Origin of the sequence: Streptomyces sp. NPDC059866 (assembly GCF_042731325.1) — a bacterium.
GTDB classification, from domain to species: Bacteria; Actinomycetota; Actinomycetes; order Streptomycetales; family Streptomycetaceae; genus Streptomyces; species Streptomyces flavusporus.
In genome coordinates this window covers 342,354-360,277 of record NZ_JBHWJT010000006.1, presented here as the reverse complement: position 1 = coordinate 360,277, position 17,924 = coordinate 342,354, and the positions used below count along the sequence as shown (strand labels likewise).

At 71.0% G+C, this 17,924-nt stretch carries 16 protein-coding genes; 13 read left to right on the top strand and 3 right to left on the bottom strand.

Annotated features, from left to right (window positions below; genetic code table 11):
• The first annotated feature begins 93 nt into the window (after positions 1-93).
• From ACFV7R_RS12145 to ACFV7R_RS12135, 3 genes are all read left to right on the top strand, one after another.
• Positions 94-1,212, top strand: a complete 1,119-nt coding sequence (locus ACFV7R_RS12145) for an LLM class flavin-dependent oxidoreductase (RefSeq protein ID WP_385262786.1) — start codon at positions 94-96, stop codon at positions 1,210-1,212.
• 119 nt (positions 1,213-1,331) lie between these two features.
• Positions 1,332-3,062, top strand: a complete 1,731-nt coding sequence (locus ACFV7R_RS12140) for an amidohydrolase family protein (RefSeq protein WP_385262783.1) — start codon at positions 1,332-1,334, stop codon at positions 3,060-3,062.
• Positions 3,059-4,504, top strand: a complete 1,446-nt coding sequence (locus ACFV7R_RS12135) for an aldehyde dehydrogenase family protein (protein ID WP_385262781.1) — start codon at positions 3,059-3,061, stop codon at positions 4,502-4,504. Before ACFV7R_RS12140 ends, ACFV7R_RS12135 begins: the two co-directional genes overlap by 4 nt.
• A gap of 2 nt (positions 4,505-4,506) precedes the next feature.
• On the opposite strand, the gene ACFV7R_RS12130 is transcribed toward ACFV7R_RS12135, so the two are convergent.
• Both ACFV7R_RS12130 and ACFV7R_RS12125 read right to left on the bottom strand, forming a co-directional pair.
• Complete coding sequence (locus ACFV7R_RS12130; protein ID WP_385262779.1) at positions 4,507-5,907, bottom strand: alpha/beta hydrolase family protein; 1,401 nt, start codon at positions 5,905-5,907, stop codon at positions 4,507-4,509.
• Positions 5,908-5,976: 69 nt separating this feature from the next.
• Positions 5,977-6,387: a nitroreductase/quinone reductase family protein gene (locus ACFV7R_RS12125; RefSeq protein ID WP_385262777.1), complete on the bottom strand. Its 411-nt coding sequence runs from the start codon at positions 6,385-6,387 to the stop codon at positions 5,977-5,979.
• Positions 6,388-6,469: 82 nt separating this feature from the next.
• Between ACFV7R_RS12125 and ACFV7R_RS12120 the strand changes: the two genes are divergently transcribed.
• The 5 genes from ACFV7R_RS12120 (at position 6,470) to ACFV7R_RS12100 (ending at position 10,428) form a co-directional block, all read left to right on the top strand.
• Positions 6,470-7,291 (top strand): endonuclease/exonuclease/phosphatase family protein, encoded by an 822-nt coding sequence (locus tag ACFV7R_RS12120; RefSeq protein WP_385262775.1) that lies wholly within the window; start codon positions 6,470-6,472, stop codon positions 7,289-7,291.
• Positions 7,292-7,474: 183 nt separating this feature from the next.
• Positions 7,475-9,025 carry a peptidoglycan-binding protein gene (locus ACFV7R_RS12115; RefSeq protein ID WP_385262772.1) on the top strand — a complete coding sequence of 517 codons (1,551 nt, stop codon included), beginning with the start codon at positions 7,475-7,477 and terminating at the stop codon, positions 9,023-9,025.
• A 2-nt stretch (positions 9,026-9,027) separates the two neighbouring features.
• Positions 9,028-9,525, top strand: a complete 498-nt coding sequence (locus ACFV7R_RS12110) for a protease inhibitor I42 family protein (RefSeq protein ID WP_385262769.1) — start codon at positions 9,028-9,030, stop codon at positions 9,523-9,525.
• A gap of 22 nt (positions 9,526-9,547) precedes the next feature.
• Positions 9,548-9,973, top strand: a complete 426-nt coding sequence (locus ACFV7R_RS12105) for a hypothetical protein (protein ID WP_385262768.1) — start codon at positions 9,548-9,550, stop codon at positions 9,971-9,973.
• Positions 9,974-10,053: 80 nt separating this feature from the next.
• Positions 10,054-10,428: a hypothetical protein gene (locus ACFV7R_RS12100; RefSeq protein ID WP_385262767.1), complete on the top strand. Its 375-nt coding sequence runs from the start codon at positions 10,054-10,056 to the stop codon at positions 10,426-10,428.
• 102 nt (positions 10,429-10,530) lie between these two features.
• Here the strand turns inward: ACFV7R_RS12100 and ACFV7R_RS12095 are convergent, their stop codons facing one another.
• Positions 10,531-12,054 carry a CehA/McbA family metallohydrolase gene (locus tag ACFV7R_RS12095; RefSeq protein ID WP_385262764.1) on the bottom strand — a complete coding sequence of 508 codons (1,524 nt, stop codon included), beginning with the start codon at positions 12,052-12,054 and terminating at the stop codon, positions 10,531-10,533.
• Positions 12,055-12,197: 143 nt separating this feature from the next.
• Between ACFV7R_RS12095 and ACFV7R_RS12090 the strand changes: the two genes are divergently transcribed.
• The 5 genes from ACFV7R_RS12090 (at position 12,198) to ACFV7R_RS12070 (ending at position 17,830) form a co-directional block, all read left to right on the top strand.
• A complete protein-coding gene (locus ACFV7R_RS12090; RefSeq protein ID WP_385262763.1) occupies positions 12,198-13,046 on the top strand; it encodes an LLM class F420-dependent oxidoreductase in 849 nt (282 codons plus the stop codon).
• Positions 13,047-13,084: 38 nt separating this feature from the next.
• The gene (locus ACFV7R_RS12085) at positions 13,085-15,670 is read left to right on the top strand and encodes a bifunctional FO biosynthesis protein CofGH (protein ID WP_385262761.1); all 2,586 of its coding nucleotides are present in this window, start codon (positions 13,085-13,087) and stop codon (positions 15,668-15,670) included.
• A 73-nt stretch (positions 15,671-15,743) separates the two neighbouring features.
• Positions 15,744-16,319, top strand: a complete 576-nt coding sequence (locus ACFV7R_RS12080) for a hypothetical protein (protein WP_385262759.1) — start codon at positions 15,744-15,746, stop codon at positions 16,317-16,319.
• 229 nt (positions 16,320-16,548) lie between these two features.
• Positions 16,549-16,905 (top strand): hypothetical protein, encoded by a 357-nt coding sequence (locus ACFV7R_RS12075; RefSeq protein ID WP_385262757.1) that lies wholly within the window; start codon positions 16,549-16,551, stop codon positions 16,903-16,905.
• A 361-nt stretch (positions 16,906-17,266) separates the two neighbouring features.
• Positions 17,267-17,830 (top strand): hypothetical protein, encoded by a 564-nt coding sequence (locus ACFV7R_RS12070; RefSeq protein WP_385262754.1) that lies wholly within the window; start codon positions 17,267-17,269, stop codon positions 17,828-17,830.
• Positions 17,831-17,924 lie beyond the last annotated feature (94 nt).

Here is a 17,924-nt window from a genome sequence, read left to right as displayed (position 1 = left end):
CAGCTATTGACGGTGTGCACCCCCGGTGCCACAGTCGGCGGCAGTGAAGAAACCTGACGGTACATCAGAAAAGACCCGGGACGGTGAACCTCCTTGGAATTCGGGCTCTTTGTACAGGGATACGTGGGCAAGCGCGCCGAGACCGACCCGCTCGCCGAGCACAAGGCGCTGATGGAGGAGACCGAGTACGTCATCCAGGCGGACAGGTCCGGGTTCAAGTACGCCTGGGCGTCCGAGCACCACTTCCTGGAGGAGTACTCCCACCTCTCCGCCAACGACGTCTTCCTCGGCTACCTCGCCCACGCCACCGAGCGCATCCACCTCGGCTCCGGCATCTTCAACCCGCTCGCCCAGGTCAACCACCCGGTGAAGGTCGCCGAGAAGGTCGCCATGCTCGACCACCTCACCGAGAACCGCTTCGAGTTCGGCAGCGGACGCGGCGCGGGCAGCCACGAGATCCTCGGCTTCCTCCCGGGGATCACCGACATGAACTACACCAAGGAGATCTGGGAAGAGACCATCGCCGAGTTCCCCAAGATGTGGCTCCAGGACGAGTACACCGGCTTCCAGGGCAAGCACTGGTCGCTGCCGCCGCGGAAGGTCCTGCCGAAGCCGTACGGCAGGTCGCACCCGGCGATGTGGTACGCGGCCGGGTCGCCGCCCTCGTACGCGATGGCCGCCCGCAAGGGGCTCGGCGTGCTCGGCTTCAGCGTGCAGAAGGTCTCCGACATGGAGTGGGTGCTGGAGCAGTACAAGACCGCGGTCGTCGAGGCCGAGCCGATCGGGGACTTCGTCAACGACAACGTGATGGTGACGACCACCGCGATCTGCGCGCCGACGCACGAGGAGGCGATACGGATCGCGGCGAACGGCGGGCTGCACTACTTGCCGTCGTTGGTGTTCCGGTACCACGACACCTTCCCGCGTCCCGAGGGCTTCCCGGTGTGGCCGGAGACGCTCCCCGAGTACACGGAGGAGTTCGTCGAAGTCCTCATCGAGGAGGAGCTGTTGGTCTGCGGTGACCCCGACGAGGTGCTGCGGCAGTGCAAGCGGTGGGAGCAGGCGGGGGCCGACCAGTTGAGCTTCGGGCTGCCGGTGGGGGTGCCGAAGGAGGAGACGTTGCAGACGATTCGGCTGATCGGGGAGCACGTGATTCCGAAGATCGACACGGATCCCGTGCATCGGACTACGCGGTTCCGGAGGGGTGTCTGAGGAGCGTTCGCGGCTGCCGGTTGTTTGTGGCTGGTCGCGCCCACGCGGCGGAGCCGCATATCGATACAGCCCCGCGCCCCTAGGTATCTCCACCGGCCCGGAGTCAGGAGGCAAGGCTCATGCTCGATCACGTCATCAAAGGCGCGACCGTCGTCGACGGCACCGGCGCGCCCGCGTACACCGCCGACGTCGGCATACGGGATGGGCGTATCGCCGCCGTAGGCAAGATCACCGAGGAGTCCCGGTCGGTCGAGGACGCCACCGGCCTCGTCCTCGCCCCCGGCTTCGTCGATCCGCACACCCACTACGACGCCCAGCTGTTCTGGGACCCGTACGCCACCCCCTCCCTCAACCACGGAGTGACCACGGTCGCCGCCGGCAACTGCGGGTTCACGCTTGCCCCGCTCAACCCCGACCGCCCCGAGGACGCCGACTACACCCGTCGCATGATGTCCAAGGTCGAGGGCATGTCGCTGGTGGCGCTGGAGGAAGGGGCGCCGTGGAGCTGGCACACCTTCGGTGAGTATCTGGATGCCCTCGAGGGGCGGATCGCGGTCAACGCCGGGTTCATGGTGGGGCACTGCGCGCTGCGGCGGTACGTGATGGGGCCGGATGCGGTGGGCGGGCAGCCGAGTGAGGCGCAGCTCGCGGCGATGCTCCGGCTGTTCCACGAGGCGATGGACGCGGGGGCGTGGGGCCTGTCCACCACCCAGTCGTCCACCCATTCCGACGGCGACGGGAAGCCGGTCGCCTCCCGGCACGCGCAGCCCGCCGAGCTGCTGGCTCTGTCCCGGGCGGTCGGCGAGCACGAGGGAACGCAGATCGAGGCGATCGTCGCGGGCTGCCTGGACCAGTTCAGCGACGCCGAGATCGATCTGTTCGTGGAGATGAGCGCGGCGGCGGGCCGGCCGCTGAACTGGAACGTTCTGACCATCGACGCGGCCGTCCCCGAGCGCGTGCCCCGCCAGCTCCTCGCCGGTGAACGGGCGCGCAAGGCGGGCGGCCGGGTGGTGGCGCTGACCATGCCGATCCTCACGCCGATGAACATGTCCCTCGGCACGTTCTGCGCGCTGAACCTCATCCCCGGCTGGGGCCCGGTCCTGGGCCTGCCCGTACCCGAGCGGATCGAGAAGCTCCGCGATGCGGGTGTACGGGCCGAGATGCTGCGCAGGGCCGACAGCAAGGAAGCCGGCGTCTTCCGGCGGCTGGCGGACTTCGGGCGGTACGTCATCGGCGACACGTACAGCGAGGCGAACGCCGGGCTGACCGGCCGGGTCGTCCGGGACATCGCGGCGGAACGCGGCCAGGACCCCTTCGCCTGCCTGGTCGACATCTGCGCGAACGACGACCTCCGTACGGTCCTGTGGCCCATGCCCCCCGACAACGACCCGGCGTCCTGGGCGCTGCGGGCCGAGACCTGGCAGCACGAGGACGTCCTGCTGGGCGGCTCCGACGCGGGAGCCCATCTGGACCGGATGTGCGGGGCGCCGTACACCACCCGGTTCATCGGGGACTGTCTGCGCGGGCGGAAGCTGGTCGGGCTCGAGCAGGCGGTGAAGATGCTGACGGACGACCCGGCGCGGTTGTTCGGCCTGCGGGAGCGGGGCCGGGTGGCGGAGGGCTGGCATGCGGACCTCGTCCTGTTCGACCCGGAGCGCATCGACGCCGGTAAGGCCACCCTGGTGCACGACCTGCCGGGAGACAGCCCGCGCCTGGACTCCAGGGCGCTCGGCGTGCGGGCCGTCTGGGTCAACGGGGTGGAGGCGATCCGGGACGACGTGGTGAGCGGGGCGGTACCGGGGCGGGTGCTGCGCTCGGGGCGGGACACGCGGACGGTGAGCACGAGGTGAGCCGGCGGCTGTTCGTCGGCGGGGAGTGGGTCGAGCCGGAGGGCGGCCATTACGCCGTAATCGACCCCGCGACCGAGGAGACCGTCGGCTGGGCGCCGGAGGCCTCGCGGTATCAGGTGCACGCGGCCTGCGCCGCGGCCCGCGAGGCCTTCGGGCCCTGGTCGCGCACGCCCGCGGAGGAGCGGGCGGCGGTCCTGGCACGGGCTGCGGACATCATTCGGAGCCGTCTGGTGCCGTATGCCGAGCTGGCCCAGGCCGAGACCGGGGCGACGACGGGGACGGCCCGCGGCATGCAGGTGGGCGTGGGCGCGGCCCGTTTCCGGCGGTACGCGCGCGTGGAGCCGGCGGAGTGGGCGATCCCGCCGCAGATCAACGAGGCCGGGCCGATGGGGAAGGCCGGCGTGATGGGCGCGCTGGCCGTCCGTCAGCCCGTCGGGGTCGTCACCTGCATCACCTCGTACAACAACCCCTGGGCGAACCCGGCGGGCAAGGTCGCCCCGGCGCTGGCGATGGGCAACACGGTGGTGGTGAAACCGGCGCCGCAGGATCCGCTGTCGGTGTACCGGATGGCGGAGGCGCTGGCGGAGGCGGGTGTGCCGCGCGGGGTCGTGAACGTCGTCTCGGGACGGTCGGTGGAGGTCGGGGAGGCCGCCGTCGCGTCGGGCGATGTGGACATGGTGAGCTTCACCGGCTCGACGGCCGTCGGGCAGCGCATCGCCGAGGTGTGCGGGCGGTCCATGAAACGGCAGTTGATGGAGCTGGGCGGGAAGGGTGCGGCGGTCGTCTTCGACGACGCGGACCTCGGTTCGGCGGTGTCCGGGATCGGCACGACGTTCTCCTTCTACAGCGGCCAGATCTGCACGGCGCCGACGCGGGTGCTGGCGCAGCGCGGGGTGTACGACCGTCTGGTCGGGCAACTGGCCGCGTACGCCGGCCGGTTGAAGGTCGGCGATCCGCGCGACCCGGCCACGGTCGTCGGCCCGGTGATCTCGGCGGAGCACCGGAGGCGGGTGGAGTCGTACGTCGAAGGGGGCCTCAAAGAGGGCGCGGTGGTGGTGACGGGCGGCGAACGGCCCGCACTCGACCGGGGCTTCTACGTGGCACCGACCCTGCTCGCCGACTGCACGAACGACATGCGGGTGGCCCGGGAGGAGATCTTCGGCCCGGTGGTCGTCGTGATCCCCTTCGACGAGGAGGACGAGGGCGTGGCTCTGGCGAACGACAGCGACTACGGCCTGATCGACTACGTGTGGTCGGGCGACGTGGCCCGCGCCTTCCGCGTGGCCCGCCGCCTGCGGGCCGGCGGAGTCGGCGTGAACACCGTCGGCCGCAACATGGAGGCCCCGTTCGGCGGCTTCAAGAAGAGCGGCGTCGGCCGGGACGTCGGCTCGTACGCACTGCACGCGTACAGCGAGGTGCAGGCGATCGTGTGGCCGGGGTGAGGTCAGCGGCCTGACAGCGTCCCGTCCAGCCAGTCGAAGACGACCTCGCAGTGCAGCTGCGGGGCCATCGGGGAGCAGTGCAGCTGCGCACCGGTGGCCGCAGTGAGCTTCACGTAGTCCTTGGGCGAGGTCAGCTTGTCGAACATCTGGCGGGCCTGGCCGGGGTAGAACTGCTCGGCCTCGTAGTCCAGGACCAGCGCGGGCATCTTGATCCGGCCCACGACGTCCGTGATGTCCAGCGCCTCGATGCGCTTGGCGGGCGTGTAGAAGTCGGTGAACGTCCTCCCCTGGCGGGCGTCGAGCATCGCCTGTACGGAGAAGGGTTCGAAGCGCTTCTTCAGCGTCGCGGCGTCGGCCGGAGGCAACTCGGGAACGACTTCTTTGTTCCAGATGTTGTTGGTCTCCTTCTTGCTCGGCGTGAGGATCTCCCGGATCTCCGGGGGGAAACCCAGCCAGGGCGTCAGGCAGCCGGGCATCGCCACGACGGCGGCGAGTCTGTCCTCGAAGGCCGCGGCCCGGGGTGCCAGGTCGCCCGCCATGCTCAGCCCGGTCAGGGCGATCCTGTCGGGGTCCACGTCCTCACGGGCGACCAGCCAGTCGACGAGCGGGCCGACGACCTTCTCCCAGGTCGGAGTGAAGATCACCTGGTCCACGAAGAGCAGCTGTCCCTGGCCGGGCCCGTCGTACACGAGGGCGTTCCAGCCGCGGTCCAGGGCGGCCGGGACGCCGTACGTCCACATGTCGACGTTCTGTCCGTCGCTGCCGTTGGTGAGGATCACGGTGGGTCGGCGCTGCTCGGACTCGTCCGGCCGGAAGAACCACACGGGCAGTGGCGTCTTCCCGTACGGGACGTTCGCGGTCACCGGCGCCGGGTCGCACAGGCCGCAGAACTTGTCCCAGGCGCCGCGTCCGGCTTTGTACAGCTGCTCCTCGCTGCCCGGGTCGTCGGAGCCGAGGACGAAGAACAGTGCCTGGCCGTAGTACTGCGCGGCGCGCAGCGCACGCCAGCGTGTGGTCTGGTCGTCGGGCTTGCTGCCCTCGGGCGCCGCCATGAGCTGGTCGCCGAGCTTCTTGAAGGTCTCGACGTACGACTGCGATGACAGGCGCGCCTTGTTGATCGCGTTGACGGCAGTGAGCACCTCGCCCACTTCGGCGGAGCCCTGGCCGGACCCACCGAGCGCCATCAACCCGTTGAAGTTGAACCCCGGGTCGTTGAACAGCGTCATCACGCCGGGCGTGGGGCTGCCCGTCGAGGCGGAGTTCGTCGCCGTGGCGCGGGTCGCCGGCGCCGCGCCCGTGGGAGTGCAGCCGGTGGCCAGTACGGCCCCGGCACCGCTGACGAGCCCGGCGAGTGCGGTGCGACGGGTGGGCGCGTGCTCACAGTCTCCGGATACGTCCTTCATACGACGTGAAAGTACGACTTCGGGGACCGGGCCCCCGCACGCCACGCGCCGGCTTCCCCCGAACGGCCGTCAGGTGCGGGCCTCGCCGTCCGCCAGATCCACCCGCACCGTCAGCAGCTGCGTCCCGACCACCCGGACCGCCGCGCTGTTGAGGCGCGGCAGGGTGCGCAGGCGTGCGACGGGGTCGTCGTCGGGGAGGAGGTGAGCTGTTCCCTCGTACCAGCGCCCCCTGATCCGCACCCGGACCCGCGGGTCGACCCGGATGTTGCGGATGTACTGGGACCGCTCGCCGAACTCCGACACCAGCCAGAAGGAGTCACCGACGCGGCGCCCGCCCACCGGTGTGCGGCGGGGGAGGCCGGAGGTGCGGCCGGTGGTCTCCAGGACCGCGTGCAGGGGGAGCCGGCGCATCAGCGGATTGGCGAGGTGGCGCTGGACGGTTGTGGCGGCGCGGAATCTGAGGTCGGCGAGACGGGGCATGATCCGTGCGGCTCCTGTGTCGTGGCCGGGGCGGTTGTTGATTCAATGGTCCCTCGGACGCGGTGCGACGAGGGCGGTGGCCATGCGGGTCGTGACCTGGAATCTATGGTGGCGGTTCGGCCCCTGGGCGGAACGGCAGAAGGCGATCCTCGCCACACTCAGGGACCTGCGCCCCGATGTCGTCGGCCTCCAGGAGGTGTGGGACGCGGACGGCGAGAACCTCGCCGAGTGGCTCGCCGGGGAACTCGGCCTGCACTGCGCCTGGGGCCCGTCGCACGCCCCGGAGCGCTGGCAGCGCCGGATCGGTGACGAGCGCGTCGGCATCGGCAACGCCGTCCTCAGCCGCTGGCCCGTCACCGAGCAGGCCGTCCTCCCGCTCCCCGCCCCGGCGGATGCCGACGACGGCCGGCTCGCCCTGTACGCCCGGCTGGCCGCCCCCGCCTATGAGGTGCCCTTCTTCACCACCCACCTCACCTCCGCCCTGCACGCCTCGGCCACCCGCTGCCGACAGGTCACCGCACTCGCCGAGTTCGTCGCCGAACACCGCGGCGGCACGCCGTTCCCGCCGGTCGTCACCGGGGACTTCAACGCCTGGCCGGACTCCGACGAGATCCGCCTCTTCGGCGGCTGCAAGACGGCTCCGGCCGTCCCCCGCCAGACCCTCATCGACGCCTGGGAGTACGCCGACCCGGCCGCCCCGTCGGCCACCTGGGACCCGGCGAACCCGTATGTCGGGCCGGACCCGGCGGTGCGGATCGACTACATCCACGTCGGGCGGCCCGGTCCGGACGGCCTGGGCCATGTGCGGGACGTGCGGCGGGCGGGAGACGGGCCGGTCGACGGGGTGTGGCCCTCCGATCACGCGGCGGTCGTCGCCGACCTGGCGGACGCGGCTGCTGCGTAGGCGAGACCGGCAGCCCCGGCCGTGCCGGTGTGCAAGCGATGTGGGAGGTGTGTGATCCACCGATGGGCCTGCCCGCCACCCGTGTTAGCGTCTCGCCCGCATGATCGTATTCAGGGCCCACCGCGGTAAGCCGTGCCGCCGGGGGACGGGGAACGGGGGAACGGCGATGGCTGGGACCGTGCGGTGACGGAGTCCACGACCGACCGCCGTAGCAGGCTGACGGGCTTGTGCGAGAGCATCCCGAAGGCCGGAAGCAAGAACGATCTGCTGGATCTCATCGACCAGGCGCTCGGCGTGTCCCCACCGGAGGGTGACCCGGTGACGCTGGAGTCGCTGGGCAAGCGGTACCGCGACCAGCTGGACGAGATCGGTGCCCTGTGCGAACGGGTCGACAAGGTGTCCCGCAAGGGTCTGCCGGACGTCTGGGCCGGCGACACGAGCGTCCTCGCCTCGGATGCGGTGAGTGCCGCGTCGCGTGCGGTGATGGAGATGGCGGAGGCGTTCCAGGGCGGCGCGAGGGCGCTGCTCACGCTGGCCGACACGGTCAAGGACGCGCAGCAGCAGGACGCCGACGGGCGTGCCAAGCTGAACGACGCGAAGGCCCAACTCGGCAGCCGGGACGGCTTCTTCGACGACTGGCACGAGGACGACGAGGAGGAGTGGGACCGGCTGACGGCCCGCCACTTCGCCGCCGACGGCGTCGACCTGATGCACAAGGCCGCGGTCGCCGCCGACGACGCGGCGCGCGCCGCCGCCCGCGAGCTCAACAAGTGGGCCGCCGAGGCGCGTACCGGGAAGATGGGCACCGACGAACTGTCCGCGGTGGACCGGCTGATGCTGGCCGACACGAGCAACGTCGGCGGTGATCCCGAGCTGAACGAGATCCTCACCGCGAACGACCTGGAGCGGGCGGGCCGGGCAATGGAGCGTCTCTCGCCCGCCGAGCGGGAGCGGGTGGAAACGCTCCTGGCGGACGCGTCGTCCCCGCAGGAGAAGGCCTATCTCATGAAGGCCCTCGCGGCGGGCTACGACGTGAAACAGGTCGAGGAGTTCGGCGGCAAGATCCACGGCAAGGACGCGGAGTGGCTGCGCGAGCACTTGGCGCCGGTCAGCACCAACTCCGCCACGGGGCAGGAGCAGCAGACGCTGGACGACGAGAGCTGGTCGCAGGACGCCGCGACCTGCGTGCCGTCCTCCACGGTCACCGCGCGTGCCATGGTCGACCCGGTGTACGCCCTGGAACTGACCGGAGGACCCACCGGCCAGGACGACGACCCGGAACACTTCCGTCAGCGGCTGCACGACGAGCAGTACCGGCTGCATGAGGAGGGCGACGGCTCGAACGAGGGCTGGTGGTGGAACCGGCAGCCCGCCGGCATGGACTCCGAGGGCCAGGTGGACATCTCCGACCAGGAGCTGAGCCCGCACACCGGCGACAGCTACGAGGCGCGCGACATGAACAGTGCCGACGACCGTCGCGAGATCCTGACCGACGTCCAGAAGTCCGTCGCCGAGGGCAAGCCCGTCCCCATCAACATCGAGGGCGAGGACGAGGACGGCTGGGTCGGCCACGGCATGATGATCATCGGCCAGGAGGGTGACATGCTCCAGGTGTACAACCCCTGGGGCACCACCACCTGGGTCAGCGAGGAGGACTTCGTCAACGGCGATCTGAGCGCCGCCAGCGACGACCGCTTCGACAACGTCAACCGCGTCTACATCGAGCAGGACTGACCGTGCGCACATCAACAGCAGCCCGCCGAGCGACCGTCGCGGCCCTCACCCTCCTCGGCCTGACCGCCATGACCGGCTGTGGCGGCGGCTCCGGCACCGAGTTCGGTGTTCAGGAACGCTCCATCACGGTCGACAAGGGCGACGATTTCACCCTCGAGGTCCCCGCCAACCCCAACCTGGGGCAGAACTGGTACCTGGCCGACCCGCGCCCGGACTCGGACGTCCTGAAGTACGACGGCAAGCGGGAGGACACCGAGGGCGGCGATCCGGGCGTGGCCGGCAGTGGGGACGGCACCCAGTACTTCGACTTCGCTGCTGTGGCGTCCGGCCGTACGACCGTGAAGTTGCTGTACTGCCCGAGCGGTCTCTGCCACAGCGCCGCGCAGGCCACCGCCTCGCCCTCCTCGTCGGCCGCCCCCGTCTCCGGCCCGGTACCCACGGCCACCGGCACGCCGGACGACGACGTCGCGTACTTCCTGTACGAGATCACCGTCCGCTGACCCGGACCCGAACCGAGGCCCCATGCCCCACACCACAGCCACCCGCACCGACGACGAGATCCTCGCCGCCACCGACGTGTCCGTGCTGCTGCGCTACGGACTGACCCAGGACGCCTTCCGCACCGCCCTGTTCGGTGACGGCGCCATCGCGGCCGCCGTCACCCTCGACCGGCTCGGCGTCGTGCCGCGCTCGGTGGCGTACGTGGCGGAGATCGTCCGGTCCGGCGGTCTGGCGTACGCCGCGCAGTTGCCCGAGCCGCTCCCCTCCCGAGCCGCGTCCGCGCACCTGCGCGACTGGCTGGAGACCGCCGCGCAGGCCGTCACCATGCCGGAGGGCGAGGTGCGTGCCGCCCGCTGGCTGGACGCGGTCGCCGAACTGATCGGCCTGCGCCGCGGCGCTCGCGTCCGCCGGTGGCCGACCGGCTCCACTTCGGGGGGCGCATGCTAGCCTCCGTCGGCCGATCGTTTGCAATGCCGTTTGCAGACGGCTGAGTTGAGAATGCCGACAGGACGAGGACGGGGGAGACGATGCCTGCTGGGCAGGGCTACCGGGTAGCCACCACGAAGATGTCCGGGCCGGCCGGGGAGCTGGATGGCTGTGGTGACGACGCGGAGAAGATCCGCAAGGCCGTCGCCCCCACGGTGCGCTACCCGCAGGACGCCCTGGGCGGTGCCGCGTCCGCACCGGCCTTCAACGCTTTCGCAACGGCCTGGGAGGCCGAGGCCCGTACGCTGAGGGACGCCCTGCACGAGCTGGCGACCAAGGTCCACCTGGCCAAGGGGGCCTACGCGGGCAGCGATCAGCTCGTCCGGACGCAGGCGAACAGCGTCCGGACGACGGACGGTGAGCTGACCACGATGCCGGCGTTCACCGAACGGCCCTCGGCCCTGTCCCAGTACTGAGGGGACATCGAGTGCCCCGGTCCACAACGGGCCGTGCCGCCGCGGTCGCGGCCACGACCGCGCCCGTCTCCCGGCCGGTCGCCGAGCGGACGACGTACACCGTCACCGTGCAGTGAGCGAACCGAGGAAGACCGGGTTCGTGAATGCCGCCAGCGCCCCCGGCAGCGGTCCCAGGGCCGCCTCGTGCCGTAGCTCCGCCCGTACGTAAGCCGCGTAAGAAGGCGTCGTACGCCATTCCACGACGCCCGAACCGGTCACCGGCAGGGGCGCACTCGTGTGCAGCACCCCCTGGTCGGTGACGAACCGGACGGTGCAGCGTGGAGCGCCGCTGACCTCCAGGCGGACGGTCACCGGCGTCTCGCGGTCCACCTCCAACCGCTCGCCGATGCCTGCGTGTTCGCCCCGCCCGCCGGAAGCCGTGAAGGACAGGACGACGTTCCTGGACTCGGCGACATACGAGCGGCCCGCGCGGATGCCCTCCTGGATCGCCTCCCGGGTGAGATCGTCGGCCAGCACCACCGTCTGCGGACGGCCGACGACATCGGGGTCCCGGTGGGCGTCGCTGTTGCCCATCGCCGGGATCCAGCCCCGCCCGTTCCGCACCGACGACACCAGCATGCTGTCCCAGTCCGCCAGCGACATCTCGTCGTCGGGCGTCCACGGCCCGTTCCACACCTCGACGGCGTCCGCCTCGCCGAAGCCGAACTTCCAGTTGCAGCCGATGCACGTGGCGTGCGGGTGGGCCGGGACCACCAGGCCGCCGGCGCGGCGGATCTGGCGGGCGAAACGGCCGTAGCGGTTGTCGCGGGCCCGGTAACGCCAGTCGATGAACGTCCCCGGCTCGACACCCAGAGCCACCACGTGACCGTTGCGGGTCGTGACCTCCTCGCCCAGCAGGACCAGCAGGTCGTCGCCCGCCACGTCGGCCCAATGGGCGTGGGACGCATGCGTGTTGTGCTCGGAGGTGTTGATGAAGTCCAGGCCCGCCGCACGCGCGAGGGCCGCGATCTCCGCCGGGGTGCGACGGCCGTCGGAGTACCAGGAGTGCAGGTGGCAGTCGCCCCGGTACCAGTCCCGGCCCCGGCCCTTCGCCCGCTCCGGCGGGTGGACCACGTCCGGGGCCTCGCCCTGCTCGCCGTACGTCAGCGTGATCGTGATCTCGTACGTCAGCCCCTGCGGCGCCACCGTGTACGGGCCCAGTGCGATGTGCCAGGTGCCGGGGCGGACCGGCCCCGGGAGGTAGCCGGGCGTCGCCTCGTCCGCGCGGATGAAGAACTCCGTGCGCGCCCCTCCCGACCAGCCCCGGAAGCCCCGGCCGCCCAGCTCGGTGCCGCGTTCGTCGAAGATGCCGATGTCGAGGGCGTTGCCCACGGTGCCGGCCGGGACGGAGGGCCGGTCGTAGGTGTACGCGACCTTGAGCTCCCGTACCCCGGAAGGGATGTCCAGCGGTACGTACACGAAGTCGGGCGAACCGGCCGGAAGAGTGCCCCGTACCGTCCGCGTCTCCTGGTCGCCGTCCGCGGCCTCGGCGCCGCTCGCGAAGGTCACGCCACCCAACGTAAGGGCGGTCGCCGCTCCCGTCACGACCAGCGCACGTCTGCCGATGCCACCGTGGTCCTCAGACATGCCCCCAGTTTCGGGGACGCGCGTGAACTTACGGGCACAGTAAGGGAATCGGGGGCTTACGGCGCCGCACGCGCAGCGCGCCGCAGAAGACCTGCCGACCGGTCGGTATGGACAGATGAGGTGTCCCCGGGTAGAGAGGGGTCATGCGAATCGCCGTCACCGTCTTCCTCACCGACGAGACCATCACCCCGACCCGGCTCGCCCGTGAGCTGGAGCAGCGGGGCTTCGCCGGGCTGTACCTGCCCGAGCACACCCACATCCCCGTCGAGCGGACCACGCCGTACCCGGCGGGCGGCGAGCTGCCGCCCGAGTACGGCCGCACTCTCGACCCCTTCGTCGCGCTCGGCCAGGCCGCCGCCGTCACCGAACACCTCGGCCTCGGCACCGGCATCACGCTGGCCGCCCAGCACGACCCGATCGGCCTGGCCAAGCAGATCGCCACCCTGGACCACCTCTCCGGCGGCCGCTTCACCCTCGGCCTCGGCTTCGGCTGGAACGTCGAGGAGGCCGCCGACCACGGTGTGGAATGGCGGACGCGGCGTGAGCTGGTCCGGGACCGGATGGCGCTGATGCGCGCGCTGTGGTCGGAGGAACCGACCGCGTACGAGGGCGAGTTCGGCAGCGTACGGGCCAGCTTCGCCTACCCCAAGCCGGTGCAGAAGCCGCGCGGGCCGGTCACCGGGCCGCGCACCCTCGTCGGCGGTGCCGCCGGGCCGAAGCTGTTCGCGCACATCTGCGAGTACGCCGACGGGTGGCTGCCCATCGGCGGGCGCGGCCTGTCCGAGTCGCTGCCCCTGCTGCGCACCGCCTGGGCCGACGCGGGCCGCACCCCGGAGGCGTTGCAGGTCGTGCCGTACGCCGTCCACCCCACCCCGGGCAAGCTCGCGCACTATGCGGAGCTGGGCATCGAGGAGGTCGTCGTACAGCTGCCGCCGGCCGGGGAGGCGGAGGTGCTGCGGGCATTGGACGGGTACGGCGGCTTCCTGGACTGACCGCCCGGCCCTGATCACCTCGACCGTATGCTCGAAGGATGACGACTTCCGCGACCTCCGGAACCGGACCCACCGAGAACTCCCTGCGTCGCGCCCTGAAACGCGCCCGTGACGGCGTCGCCCTCGACGTCACCGAGGCGGCCGTACTGCTCCAGGCCCGCGGCGAGGCCCTCGAGGACCTCGCCGCTTCCGCCGCCCGGGTGCGGGACGCGGGCCTTCAGGCGGCCGGCCGCCCCGGCGTCATCACGTACTCGAAGAGCGTCTTCGTCCCCCTCACCCGGCTGTGCCGGGACAAGTGCCACTACTGCACCTTCGTCACCGTGCCCGGCAAGCTGCGCCGGGCGGGACACGGGATGTTCATGTCCCCCGACGAGGTCCTCGACATCGCCCGGCGCGGCGCCGCGCTGGGCTGCAAAGAGGCGCTGATCACCCTCGGCGACAAGCCCGAGGACCGCTGGCCGGAGGCGCGCGAGTGGCTCGACGCGCACGGCTACGACGACACCATCGCCTACGTCCGCGCCATCTCCATCCGCATCCTGGAGGAGACGGGCCTGCTGCCCCACCTCAACCCCGGGGTCATGACCTGGACCGACTTCCAGCGGCTGAAGCCGGTGGCCCCGTCCATGGGCATGATGCTGGAGACGACCGCCGAGCGCCTCTGGTCCGAGCCCGGCGGCCCGCACTACGGCTCCCCGGACAAGGAACCCGCCGTACGCCTGCGCGTCCTGGAGGACGCCGGGCGTTCCTCCGTCCCCTTCACGTCCGGGCTCCTCATCGGGATCGGTGAGACGTACGAGGAACGCGCCGAGTCCCTCTTCGCGCTGCGCCGTGTCTCCCGGTCGTACCACGGCATCCAGGAACTGATCATCCAGAATTTCCGCGCCAAGCCGGACACCGCGATGCGCGGCATGCCGGACGCGGAACTGGACGAGCTGGTCGCCACGGTGGCGGTCGCCCGGCACATCATGGGGCCGGCGGCCTGCCTCCAGGCCCCGCCCAACCTGGTCGACAGCGAGTACGAGCGGCTGATCGGCGCCGGCATCGACGACTGGGGAGGCGTCTCCCCGCTCACCATCGACCACGTCAACCCCGAACGCCCCTGGCCGCAGATCGAGGAACTCGCCGAGAAGTCCCGCGCGGCCGGCTTCGAGCTGCGGGAACGGCTGTGCGTGTACCCGGAGTTCGTCACGCGCGGCGAACCCTGGCTGGACCCACGACTGCTGCCGCACGTCCGCGCCCTGGCGGACCCGGAGACGGGGCTGGCGGTGCCGGACGCCGTGGTCGAGGGCCGTCCGTGGCAGGAGCCGGAGGAGGTGTTCGAGGCGTCCGGCCGTACGGACCTGCACCGCACCATCGACACCGACGGCCGTACGTCGGACCGCCGAGACGACTTCGACGAGGTGTACGGCGACTGGGGCGCCCTGCGTGAGGCGGCCGCCCCCGGCATGGCACCGGAGCGCATCGACACGGACGTGCGCGCGGCGCTGGCGACGGCGGCCGACGACCCGACGCGCCTGACGGACGAGGAGGCGCTGGCGCTGCTGCACGCGGACGGCCCGGCGCTGGACGCGTTGTGCTCCGTGGCCGACGACGTCCGCAAGTCGGTGGTCGGCGACGACGTGACGTACATCGTCACCCGCAACATCAACTTCACCAACGTCTGTTACACCGGCTGCCGCTTCTGCGCCTTCGCGCAGCGCCGCACGGACGCCGACGCGTACACGCTGTCGCTGGACCAGGTGGCGGACCGCGCCCAACAGGCGTGGGACGTCGGCGCGGTGGAGGTCTGCATGCAGGGCGGCATCCACCCGGACCTGCCCGGGACGGCGTACTTCGACATCGCGAAGGCGGTGAAGGACCGGGTCCCCGGCATGCACGTGCACGCCTTCTCGCCGATGGAGGTCGTCAACGGCGCGACCCGCACGGGCATGTCGATCCGCGAGTGGCTGACGGCGGCGAAGGAGGCGGGCCTGGACTCCGTCCCCGGCACGGCGGCGGAGATCCTGGACGACGAGGTCCGCTGGATCCTGACGAAGGGCAAGCTGCCCACGGCGACGTGGATCGAGGTGATCACGACGGCGCACGAGCTGGGCATCCGGTCGTCGTCGACGATGATGTACGGCCATGTCGACCAGCCCCGCCACTGGCTCGGCCACCTGCGCACCCTGTCCGGCATCCAGCAACGCACGGGCGGCTTCACGGAGTTCGTGACGCTCCCGTTCATCCACACCAACGCCCCGGTGTACCTGGCGGGCATCGCGCGCCCCGGCCCCTCCATGCGGGACAACCGCGCGGTGACGGCCATGGCCCGCCTCCTCCTCCACCCGCACATCCCCAACATCCAGACCAGCTGGGTGAAGCTGGGCACGGAGGGCGCGGCGGAGATGCTCCGCTCCGGCGCGAACGACCTCGGCGGCACACTCATGGAGGAGACGATCTCCCGCATGGCGGGCTCCTCCTACGGCTCGTACAAGTCGGTGCGCGACCTGGTGGCCGTCGCCGAGGCGGCCGGCCGCCCGGCCCGCCCCCGTACGACGCTGTACGGCGAGGTGCCGGAGGAGCGGCAGCGGGCGGCGGCGGCCTCGGACGGACACCTGCCGGAGTTGCTGCCGGTGCTGGACTGAGGGATGGGGGCTCGGCTCCTCACAGTACGATGATCCGACCCCCGGCATCGGGGGTCGGAGACTGAGGAGATGCGTGCCCGTGCCTGCCCGACGGCTTCCCACGTGGGCCTGGGTGACCGGCCTGACCGTGGGGGCGATCGCGGGGGTCGGCGTTCTGGCCGTCCAGGCCGAACAGGGCCCCCGGCCCACGGCCGCGGCCGCCCGGCCCGGCCCTTCGGCGTCCGCGAGCGCGCAGCCCTCGGCCGCGCCGACTCCATCCCGGCCCGCTGCGGTACCGGACGGCTCCGGCACCGGGCGGCGCATCGTCTACTCCCTCGGTGAGCGGCGCATATGGCTGGTCGACGCGAGTGACAGCGCCCGCCGTACGTTCACCGTGTGGCCCGGCACGGTCGACCCGGATCCCGGTACGTACACGGTCGGGACGCGGACGGACGCCACCACGGGCTCCGACGGCGTGGAGATCGAGCACGTCGTGTACTTCGCGGCCAAGTCCGGCGTCAACATCGCCTTCTCCGCCGCGGTCGACGGCTCCTCGCCCCCACCGGCCGCGTCCGGCGTCCAGACCGGCGGTATCCGCATGAAGACGTCCGACAGCTCGGCGCTGTGGGCGTTCGGGACGGCGGGGACGACGGTGGCGGTGGTGGAGTAGCGGGGCGTTCCTGCTCTTCAGCACAGGATCGAGGGCCGATCGGCGGCATGCCCCTATCGGGATCGCCGCCAGCTGTCAAGTCCCGAATTTCAGCGGCATGACGCGATTCGTCGGCCAGGGCTTACTTGAGATACGGGCCACGCAGAGCAGCCGGCCCACCCGCATCGTCCGGAACGACCTCGGCGACGCGGCGTAAACCCCCGACTTTTCTCGCTGGAGGAGAATTCCCATGCCCCGCACCTCTCGGACGCAGCGCCTTGTGATGGCCACCGCCACGACCGCCCTCGCCGCAGGAGGTGCGCTGATGCCCACCAGTGCGTTCGCCGCCCCGGCGACGCCGCACGCCGGCACCGTGGCCACGACTGCAGTCGAGCACGGCGGTCACGACGGTCACTCCAAGCACAAAAAATACAAGAAGTACAACAATTACAACAAGCACAACAATAAGCACAACCGCCACGGCGGCAACAAGCACGGTAATGGGAACGGCAATGGGAACGGCCCTGTCACCATCATCGTCATCGGGGACAACAACACCGTCAACGGCAACGGGAACGGCAATGGGAACGGCAACACTCTGACCTGACTTCTGCGGGCAGTCTCGAATTTACGGCCTGGCTGGGCGGCAACGCCCAGCCAGGCCGTTCGCATGTCCGCAGGAAAGCCGCAGGTGCGGGCCGTCGCAGCTTTTACCCGACGCTTCCGGCTCCGTCAAGTCCCGAGTCCTCGGAGCATGACGGCGCTTTGTCGGTCAGGCCTAATTGAAGTGCGGGCCTCACCGAAAAGGAAATGAGACCGCACGGTGCGACAGAAATCCTCCTCCATGAGGATTCTCTCACCGAACCGCCGGTTATTCCGGCACGGCGGTCCCGGTCGGAACCGATCCGTCGGCCACTGCCCCGAATTCCCGGGGCAGGTCAGAAATCCCTCTCATAAGGAGAAGACCCATGACCCGCAACGTTCACACCCCCAACGCCGACACCCGCAACGACGCCAAGTCCAAGCGGCGGGGCCGCCGCTTCGCGCTGGTCTTCGCCTCGGCTGCTCTGATCACCGGAGGCGCCGCCCTTCCGGCATCCGCCGCGACGGCGGCCCCGAGCCAGAGCCACTCCATGGTCTCGAGCGTCGTCACCGACGGTGGCGCCGGTGGTGCCGGTGGCAGCAGCCTCTTCGGCGGCGGTGGCTCCGGCGGCTCCGGTGGCGGCAGCGTCTTCGGCGATGGCGGTCCCGGTGGTGCCGGCGGCAACAGCTTCTTCGGCGGCGGTGGCGGTGGCGGTGGCGGCGGCAACAGCGTCTTCGGCGACGGTGGCGGCGGTGGTGCCGGCGGCAACAGCTTCTTCGGCGACGGTGGCGGTGGCGGTGGCGGCGGCAACAGCGTCTTCGGCGACGGCGGTCCCGGCGGTAACGGCGGCAACAGCTTCTTCGGCGACGGCGGTCCCGGTGGCGCCGGTGGCGGCAGCGTCTTCGGCGACGGCGGTCCCGGCGGCGCCGGCGGCAGCAGCTTCTTCTGATCGCCACAGGCCACGACGGCCCCACCTCGACGGGGTGGAGATCTTGAAGACCTCCGCCCCGGTCCCCCCATTGATCACCGCGCTGGGCCCCGGT